This window comes from Pseudomonas sp. WS 5051, assembly GCF_012985715.1.
Taxonomy (GTDB): Bacteria; Pseudomonadota; Gammaproteobacteria; order Pseudomonadales; family Pseudomonadaceae; genus Aquipseudomonas; species Aquipseudomonas bubulae.
Map to the genome: position 1 here is coordinate 194,072 of NZ_JAAQWV010000009.1, position 9,170 is coordinate 203,241.

A 9,170-nucleotide genomic window follows, 5' to 3' on the forward strand; every position below is an offset into this window, starting at 1 on the left:
GAAAACTACCAACATTTTTGTGGTTGCGCTATAGGCTAAATCGAAGAAGATAGCGATGTTTTGTAGGACAATCCGACCGGTTTTAAATCATTTACACGTTGTTATAGTAGGTGGGAATCTCAAGCAATCTGGTTGAGAGGTGAGACGCAGCTGTGCCAGGCGTGGGCAAAATCGCGCAAACGTCCATGTGGTTCAAAGGCTTGGCGCCAGATCCTTGCCATGCCCAATAAATCGTCAGCCGCGGGGACAACGACTTTGTGTTGCTCTATCAACAGCCAGGCAATGGCGGTGGCGTAGCGCAAATTAACCGTGAGCTCGATATGAGGGCTGCACAAAAACGCATGCTGACTGGCCAGCCCGCGAACCAGGCTCGCCAGATCCGGGTCGTGGGCCAGGTATTGGTCCCACAGGTCCGCATGGCGTATCTCGCGTATGCAATAAAGGCCGTGACCGTGGCGATCGTGCAGGGCCGAGCCCAGGTGCGACTGGCTGGCCGCAATACCTAGCAACAAAGCTTCTGCATCCGGGTTGTCTTGCCCCAGATACAGAAGCGTTGGCCGGATCACGTAATGGCTCAACTCTCTGGCAGCGATACCCATAAAGTCCTCGAGGCCTGAAAATGACCAGCGAGGCCCATGCGCTTGGCAGCAGTGGATCGGAAGGGGTCGCTGGAAGCGGATCATGCCGCTTGAGTTGAAGTGTAGTGTCAGATTCTCGCTGTAAAGTTATGTTTTTAAAACATTTAAAGCTTCGGTCAGCGGGCTATATATCCGCAAGTAATTAAACAATGCCGGATATTTCTTAAAGTGCAGGCAATAAAAAGCCCTGCTAATCAGGCAGGGCTTGATGTGTAGCGCTCAAGCTATCAGGCAATCAGGGCCTGACGGGTACGCTCGATCACAGCTTGCAGAGGTTCTGCGCTGGAATACTGGTCGGGGTACAGGCGTTCGCTGTGACGGGCAATACCGTGTTCGTTGACCAGGGTGAAACTGAAGCATCCTTTGCGAGCGGCCATAATCAGGCAGTTCATTGGGGCAAAGGCGTTGGTTAGGGTGCGAATGGCATCCTGAGTATGGATTTGAGTAGACATAGTTATTAGGTGTTCCTACAAATGACACGGAATCTGATCCGTGCTGCGTTAAAACGTTCCAGTGACGTCGAGCCATTCTTTGGCTGGACGAAGAACCTGACTGGAACAAAGCCGCCAGTTGGAGCGCATTAAGTATGTGGCGCTTGGGCTGGCAGGTAGGTACTTAGGAGGGCAGGCAGTCACAACAGGAGCTAAGGTTCCGTGCTCCGGGTGAAGATCCTGATCAATTTGCAGGTTGGTTCGGTCAGAGTAAAAGAACTTCGCGATACCCTGTGCGTTTGTGCAGAGGCCGTATCGTCGCAAGATTTACCTGGAAACCATCGAGGGGGTCGATCCCGTTTGTACAGCTTACGTTCGCTTTTTGCGAGGTGCTGGAGGGATTTGTTCGGCCCGAATTGACTTTCAGCTTGGTACTAACGCTGCGGATACTAACGGGTTGAATTTTTAAACGCAAGTATGCTAGCAAAAATACTTTATGTGGCCATGCCGCAACCTCAGGTTGGCGTGTGGCGCTGACTAGTACATTTCAGCGGTTTCGCCAGTAGCGCGGTGTGTGTGTTCTGTCGGCAACAAGCCCCTTGAATGAAGCGCCGCAGCGGTGCGTCAGCGTGCAAGCCGTGCCCGGTAAAGGCCCGGTTTTTTGCTCTGAATGTGAGCTTGTGCACATTAACAGTGCTGGTGGCAAAATCAGCGCAGATACCCGTGTTTTGCTCTTGCTAGCCTGCCTTGTAAATTTAAGTCAATGAAAAACATCGTTTTTTTTAATTGGTGAAAAAATCGACAGTTTGACCTGAGGCCGCGCGGGGTGGGCGTTTGCGGGGGTTAAAGCAAGGTTGTCCACTGACTTATCCACAGGATCTGTGGATTGTCCAAAGCGCTTGCTCTAGATCAAGGGTATCGACTTTTTTGGGCTTTACCCGGACGAAAAAAGGAGTAGAGTGGCGCGCCTTCTGTTCTGCCCTACAGTGTCGTATGAAGTTCCGCACCGCTACTTCCTCTGTTGCTCGTCCCAATACATCCACTGAAGCACCCAAACGCTTTTCTTTGCGGGTCGCGATCTGGCTGCTGGATAACCCGCGCCTGAGCGCCAGCCCCAGCGTCAAACACGTTGCCGGTCATTTGCTCAAGCAACCTGCCCGCCAGGGCGTGGTGCTGGCGCAAAGCCGTTTGGGCCAGTTGATGTGCCGTGAATGCGGCAGCGCCCGCGATCAGCGCATTGGCCACGAACTGTTGCGTCAGGCCGCTCGCGCCGGTGATCGTCTGGCCCAGCAGGAATTGAACAAGACCCAAGACTGAGCTGTCTTCGGCGCGGCCTGTTGGTTAACCTTGTTCTTTTACCTCGTGCGGAGGGTTTATGGCCCTGGATCTAAGCAGCCTGTTGCTTGGCCTGGCAGCAGCGGGCGTGCCGTTGCTGGCGTTAATCTGGCAGTTGCAACGCAAACTCGGCAGCCATCCCGCTGAGCTGGCGTTGCTCAACGAGCGTTTGAATACGGCGCAGTTGGCCCAGGAAGGTCTGGGCGCCCAGCTGGATGCCTGTCGCGACGAGGTCAGTGACCTGGGTCAGGCCAATGCCGCCAAGCAGGCCGAGCTGGCAGCATTGAGCCGCGAAGTAGAGCTCTTGCAGGTGGAGCGCGACAATGGGCGCGACGCCGCCCATGCCTGGAACCTGGAGCGCAACCAGAAAGAAGTCGAACTGCGGCGCCTGGATGCCCATGCGTCTGGGCTGGCTGCAGAGTTGCGTGAACAGCAAGACAGCCATCAGCAACGACTGAACGACCTGCAGGGTTCCCGGGACGAGCTGCGGGCCCAGTTTGCCGAGCTGGCGGGCAAGATCTTTGATGAGCGCGAGCAGCGTTTCGCCGAAACCAGCAATGAGCGCCTCGGGCAGTTGCTCGATCCGCTTAAAGAACGCATTCAGTCGTTTGAAAAGCGCGTCGAAGAAAGCTATCAGCAGGAATCGCGGGAGCGCTTTTCCCTCGGCAAAGAACTGGAGCGCCTGCAACAGTTGAATTTGCGCCTGAGCGATGAGGCGACCAACCTGACTCGCGCCCTCAAAGGCCAGAAGACCCAGGGTAACTGGGGTGAGTTGATTCTGGAGCGGGTGCTGGAGCACGCGGGGCTTGAGAAGGGCCGCGAGTACCAGACTCAGGTCAGCCTCAAGGGGCCGGACGGAGAGCGTTTCCAGCCAGACGTATTGATCATGTTGCCCGGTGACAAGCAGGTGGTGGTCGACTCCAAGGTCAGCCTGACGGCTTATCAGCAATATGTGGGGGCTGACGACGACGTGATCGGGCAGGCGGCGCTCAAGCAGCATGTGCTATCGCTGCGCAATCATGTGAAAGGGTTGGCCAGCAAGGACTACAAGCGTCTGGAGGGGTTGCACAGCCTGGATTTCGTGTTGTTGTTCGTGCCCATCGAAGCGGCTTTTTCGGCGGCGTTGCAGGCCGAGCCCAACTTGTTTCAGGAAGCATTTGACCGTCATATCGTGATCGTCAGCCCAACCACGCTGCTGGCCACCTTGCGGGTAATCGACAGCCTCTGGAAACAAGAGCGCCAAGGCCAGAACGCCCGCGAAATTGCCGAGCGTGCCGGTTGGCTGTACGACAAGTTTGTTTTGTTTATTCAGGATCTGGATGAAGTGGGCAATCGCCTGCAGCAGCTGGACAAGGCCTACAGCTCAGCTCGCAATAAGCTGACGGAAGGCCGCGGCAATCTGGTCAGCCGCAGCGAACAGCTCAAGCTGCTGGGGGCCCGGGCCAGCAAGAGCCTGCCAGCCGACCTGCTGGAGCGGGCCATGACCGACGAAGAGGGTGTCGCCCACCCGGCGGAATAAGCGGTGTGCATGGCTTTGTGGGGGCGGGCTTGCTGCGATGGCATCAACCAGGCTCTGCAAGTAAACCGAGTTGGCACTATCGCGAGCAAGCCCGCTCCCACAAGGGCGCTCAGCTAGAGCGGCACATGCCTGCTCAGCAGCGCCCGCAGCACGGCGGGCTTGACAGGCTTGGGCAGATACTCAAGACCGGCCGCATGCACCTCGGCGATCATCTCGGGGCGGCCATCGGCGCTGATGACCACGCCCGGTACAGGCTCGCCCAACTGGGCTCTTAGCCAGCGCATCAGCTCTGTGCCGACCTCGCCATCATCCAGATGGTAATCAACCAGTACCAACTGCGGCCGCACGCCTTCATTGAGCAACGCCGCGCATTCTTCGCGGTTGCGCGCTGTCCAGACCTGGCAGCCCCAGCGTGTCAGCAGGCTTTGCATGCCGATCAGGATGCTGTCTTCATTGTCGATACACAGCACTCGGGCGCCTGTTAGCGGTTGGCCATTCTGCTCGGCGACCACCGGCTGCGGTGCGGCCTGGCTCTTTGCCATCGGCACGCGCACGCTGAATACGCTGCCAAAGCCGGGCCATGAGCGCACTTGCAGGCTGTGCCCAAGTACGTGGCACAAGCCGTCGGCGATGGCCAGGCCCAGGCCCAGGCCTTTTTCGGCGCGGGTCTGGTGGCTGTCGAGGCGTTTGAATTCTTCAAAAATGACCTGCAGTTTGTCTTCCGGGATGCCCGGGCCACGGTCCCACACCTCAAGGCATAGCTCACTGCCGCGTCGGCGTACGCCCAGCAATACCGGGCCCTTGGCGTAGCGGAAGGCATTGGTGAGGAAATTTTGCAGGATCCGGCGCAGCAGTTTGATATCACTGTTGACCCGCACGCGGCTACCGTGAACCCGGAAGCTCAGGCCCTGTTCCTGGGCCTGTGCAGTGAACTCATTGCCCAGGGTTTCGAACAGGTCATTTATGGCAAAAGGCTTGATGTCGGGCGTGATCTTGCCGTTTTCCAGGCGGGAAATATCCAGCAGGTCGCTGATCAGGTCTTCAGCCGAACGCAGTGAGCTGTCCAGATGCTGCACCAGCTTGCGGGCTTCGGCGCTCAAGCCTTCCTCTTGATGAGAAAGAGCAGACGAGAACAGGCGTGCCGCGTTCATGGGCTGCATCAGGTCATGGCTTACTGCTGCCAGAAAACGGGTTTTCGACTGGCTGGCTGTTTCAGCCACGCCTTTGGCTTCGGTTAACGCCTGATTCAACTGCGACAGTTCAAAGGTGCGCTCGGCAACACGTTGCTCCAGGCCTTCATTGGCTTCGGTCAGGGCCTGTTCAGCTTCGCGGAACGCGGTGATGTCGGTGAAGCTCATGACGAAACCGCCGCCGGGCATCGGATTGCCGATCAGCTCGATGACGCGGCCATTGGGGAACAGGCGCTCGGAGGTATGCGCCCGACCCTGGCGCATCCAGTGCAGGCGCCGGGCCACATGCACTTCGGCTTCGCCGGGGCCGCACAGGCCGCGTTCAGCGTTGTGGCGGATAATGTCAGCAATCGGGCGCCCCACGCTGATCAACCCCTCCGGGTAGTCGAACAATTCCAGATAACGTCGGTTCCAGGCCACCAGCTTAAGTGACTGGTCGACCACGCTGATGCCCTGGGTGATGTTTTCAATGGCGCCCTGGAGCAAGGCGCGGTTGAACTGCAGTACTTCGGACGCTTCGTCGGCAATCCGCACCACGTCTTCCAGCTGCATTTCCCGGCCTTCAATCGCCGCTTTTACTACCGCACGGGTAGAGGACGCGCCGAGCACACCGGCCAGTAGCCGTTCGGTGTGGGCGATCCATTCGCCATTGGCGTTCTGGTTAGGGTTAAAGCCCTTGCCCTGACGGTAGGCGAAGCGAATAAAGCTCTGGTGCGCGCGTTCTTCGCCGACAAAGCGTGCGGCGAGGGCCAGCAGGTCATTGATCTGTACCGACAGCATCGAACGACCGCTGGGGTGGCTGCTCAGCTCCTGGCCGATAAAACGTCCGGCCTGCCAGTGTTCTGACACGCGGGTTCGCGACAGCACCGAAACCCAGGCAAACAGGGTGAAGTTGCCTGCCAGTGACAGCACTACACCCTGTGTCAGCGGGGTGATCGAAAGGCCCAGCGGGTTACTGTGCAGCCACGCCAGCCCAGGGAAGTGGCTCAGGTGCCAGCCAAAGCTGTGGGCGATGATCGGCAGTACCAGGGTGTAAAACCAGATAAAGGTGCCTGTCGCCAGTCCGGCGAAAACCCCCCGGCGGTTGGCCTGCTTCCAGTACAGGGCGCCGAGCATGGCCGGCGCCAGTTGGGTGACGGCAGCGAAGGCAATCTGGCCAATGGTGGCCAGGCTGGCGGTCGAGCCCAGCAGGCGGTAGCTGACATAGGCCAGCAGCAGAATCACCACAATCGACACGCGCCGCACCGAAAGCATCCAGTGGCGGAACACCTCGAACGGGCGCTCGGCGTTTTTGTGGCGCAACAGCCATGGCAGCAGCATGTCGTTGGAAACCATGGTCGACAGCGCCACGCTGGCCACGATGACCATGCCGGTGGCCGCCGATGCACCGCCGATAAAAGCCAGCAAGGCCAGCGCCGGGTGGGCCTGGGCCAGGGGCAGGCTGATCACGAATGAATCCGGTAATACCGAGCTTGGCAGCAACATTTGCCCGGCCAGGGCGATAGGCACTACAAACAGCCCGGCCAGAATCAGATAGGCCGGGAACACCCATTTGGCCAGTTGCAAGTCCTGGGGTTCGATGTTTTCCACCACGGTAACGTGGAACTGACGGGGCAGGCAGATAATCGCCATCATGGCCACGCCAGTCTGGACGATCATCGAGGGCCAATTGACGGTTTCTTTCCAGTACTCCTCAAGCCGCGGTGCGAGCATGGCTTGATTGAACAGATCGTCGAAGCCGTCATACAGCCCATAGGTTACGAAAGCGCCGACGGCGAGAAAGGCGAACAGCTTGACCAGCGACTCAAAGGCAATCGCCAGCACCATGCCGCGGTGGTGCTCGGTGGCATCGAGGTTGCGGGTGCCGAAGAGGATGGTGAACAGCGCCAGCACCAGGGTCACGATCAGCGCCGTGTCCTCGACCCTCGAGCCGGTTGCATCGGCGCCGGCGCCGATCAGCAGGTTGACCCCCAGCACAATGCCTTTGAGCTGCAGGGCGATATAGGGCAGTACGCCCACCAAGCAGATCAATGCCACCACAATGGCCAATGACTGGGACTTGCCGTAGCGGGCGGCAATAAAGTCGGCAATCGAGGTGATGTTCTCCTGTTTGCTGATCATCACCATCTTTTGCAGCACCCAGGGCGCGCATACCAGCAGCAGTACCGGCCCCAGGTAAATCGGCAGGAATGCCCAGAGTTGTTCGGCGGCCTGACCAACGGCGCCGAAGAACGTCCAACTGGTGCAGTACACCGCCAGCGACAGGCTATACACCCACGCGCGAACCCGCGGCGGCAGTGGTTTGCTGCGCCGGTCACCATAAAAGGCAATGGCAAACATAATGGCCATATAGGCCAGGGCAACGGCGGCAATCAGCCCGCTGGACAACGACATGGACGCTCCTGAAGGTATAAGGCCGCAAGCAATCCCGCTTGAGACAGCTAGTCTCGCATGATGTTCGGAGCGCGTCAGTGTCGACCATGGTCTGAGCGCGGCCTGGTGTCGCAGGGTTTGAAGTTGGTCGATATGATCTTATATAGGTGTAGTAGATAACAGTTAGAGAAATTACCCGTTATATAGATATTCGATTTGGTTCTACTCTAATTGCACCTCAAACGAGGCTCAGGAGGAACCCATGACTTGCCCAAACAAAGCCAAAGCCGCTTTTCGGCCATTTAGCCACTTGCAGCACCCCCGCGAAGTGATCCGCCAGTTCACCCCGAACTGGTTTGCCGCGACCATGGGTACGGGGGTTTTGGCCTTGGCACTGGCTCAATTACCGGTGCATATTCCCGGTGTACATGCCTTTGCCGAAGGGTTGTGGTTGTTCAATATCGGTCTGTTTATTCTATTCAGCGTGCTTTATGGCGCGCGCTGGATGTTGTATTTCGACGAGGCGCAGCGCATTTTCGGGCACTCCACGGTGTCGATGTTTTTTGGCACCATTCCCATGGGCCTGGCGACCATCATCAACGGCTTTCTGGTGTTCGGCGTGCCGCGCTGGGGCGAAGGCATGGTGCAGGTGGCCGAAGTGCTGTGGTGGATCGATGTGGCCATGGCGCTGGGCTGTGGCGTGCTGATCCCCTACCTGATGTTTACCCGTCAGGATCACAGCATCGACCAAATGACTGCTGTCTGGCTGCTGCCGGTGGTGGCCGCTGAGGTTGCGGCAGCCAGTGGCGGTCTCTTGGCACCGTATCTGAGCGATACCGTCACGCAGTTTCATGTGCTGATTACCAGCTATGTACTGTGGGCGTTTTCGGTGCCGGTGGCATTCAGCATCCTGACCATTTTGATCCTGCGCATGGCGCTGCATAAACTGCCCCACGAGAGCATGGCTGCATCCAGCTGGCTGGCGTTAGGCCCTATCGGTACGGGTGCACTGGGCCTGCTGTTGCTGGGTGCCGATGCCCCGGAAATTTTTGCGGCCAATGGTCTGGCACGAATCGGTGAGATTGTCGAAGGCCTGGGCCTGATCAGCGGGGTGATTCTGTGGGGTGTGGGCTTGTGGTGGATTGTGATGGCGGCATTGATCACTATTCGCTACTTCCGCTCGGGCATCCCGTTCAACCTGGGCTGGTGGGGCTTCACCTTCCCGCTGGGGGTGTACTCGCTGGCCACCCTGCGCCTGGGCAGCATGCTGCACCTGAGCTTCTTTGATGTAGCCGGTTGCATCCTGGTGCTGGCACTGGCGCTGATGTGGCTGCTGGTCGGCAAGCGCACCGTACAAGGCGCCTATCGCGGCGAGTTGTTTGTCTCGCCCTGCATTGCCGGGTTGAAGAAGTAAAACGTACCCTCGGGTTCTGTGCGCCTTTGCACAGAACCCGAGCAAGGTTGTGCCCTGAGTGTTACAACGGCCCTCCAAAGAGAAAGCCCTTCAGCGCAACGTGAGTACATGGATGATGAGTCACCCCTCGCAATTCAGCTTGCTAGGCTCTGTACGTAAACCCAAGAAATACGATTTTCTGTAAAATACACCGCCATTAAAGCCAGGAGGCCAAGATGGCAAAGCGGTATGAACTCCCCGACGCAGCCTGGGATCTGGTTGCAGATATCT

The 9,170-nt window shown here is 58.1% G+C and carries 6 protein-coding genes; 3 read left to right on the forward strand and 3 right to left on the reverse strand.

Annotation, left to right across the window (positions count from 1 at the left end):
* Positions 1 to 119 precede the first annotated feature (119 nt).
* Together HBN79_RS16375 and HBN79_RS16380 are read right to left on the reverse strand one after the other, a co-directional pair.
* Positions 120 to 599 carry a hypothetical protein gene (locus HBN79_RS16375; protein WP_095003097.1) on the reverse strand — a complete coding sequence of 160 codons (480 nt, stop codon included), beginning with the start codon at positions 597 to 599 and terminating at the stop codon, positions 120 to 122.
* A gap of 266 nt (positions 600 to 865) precedes the next feature.
* Entirely contained in the window at positions 866 to 1,090 is a 225-nt protein-coding gene (locus tag HBN79_RS16380) for a hypothetical protein (protein ID WP_019407963.1), read from the reverse strand.
* 972 nt (positions 1,091 to 2,062) lie between these two features.
* Between HBN79_RS16380 and HBN79_RS16385 the strand changes: the two genes are divergently transcribed.
* Positions 2,063 to 2,386, forward strand: coding sequence for a hypothetical protein (locus HBN79_RS16385; protein ID WP_095003098.1), 324 nt, complete (start codon positions 2,063 to 2,065; stop codon positions 2,384 to 2,386).
* A gap of 172 nt (positions 2,387 to 2,558) precedes the next feature.
* The gene (rmuC, locus tag HBN79_RS16390) at positions 2,559 to 3,923 is read left to right on the forward strand and encodes a DNA recombination protein RmuC (protein ID WP_165446514.1); all 1,365 of its coding nucleotides are present in this window, start codon (positions 2,559 to 2,561) and stop codon (positions 3,921 to 3,923) included.
* A 113-nt stretch (positions 3,924 to 4,036) separates the two neighbouring features.
* Here rmuC and HBN79_RS16395 read toward each other — a convergent pair whose 3' ends face one another.
* Positions 4,037 to 7,507, reverse strand: coding sequence for a PAS domain-containing hybrid sensor histidine kinase/response regulator (locus HBN79_RS16395; RefSeq protein ID WP_095003100.1), 3,471 nt, complete (start codon positions 7,505 to 7,507; stop codon positions 4,037 to 4,039).
* A gap of 241 nt (positions 7,508 to 7,748) precedes the next feature.
* On the opposite strand from HBN79_RS16395, the gene HBN79_RS16400 reads away from it, so the two are divergent.
* Positions 7,749 to 8,900 carry a TDT family transporter gene (locus tag HBN79_RS16400; protein WP_169916890.1) on the forward strand — a complete coding sequence of 384 codons (1,152 nt, stop codon included), beginning with the start codon at positions 7,749 to 7,751 and terminating at the stop codon, positions 8,898 to 8,900.
* The last annotated feature ends 270 nt before the right edge of the window (positions 8,901 to 9,170 follow it).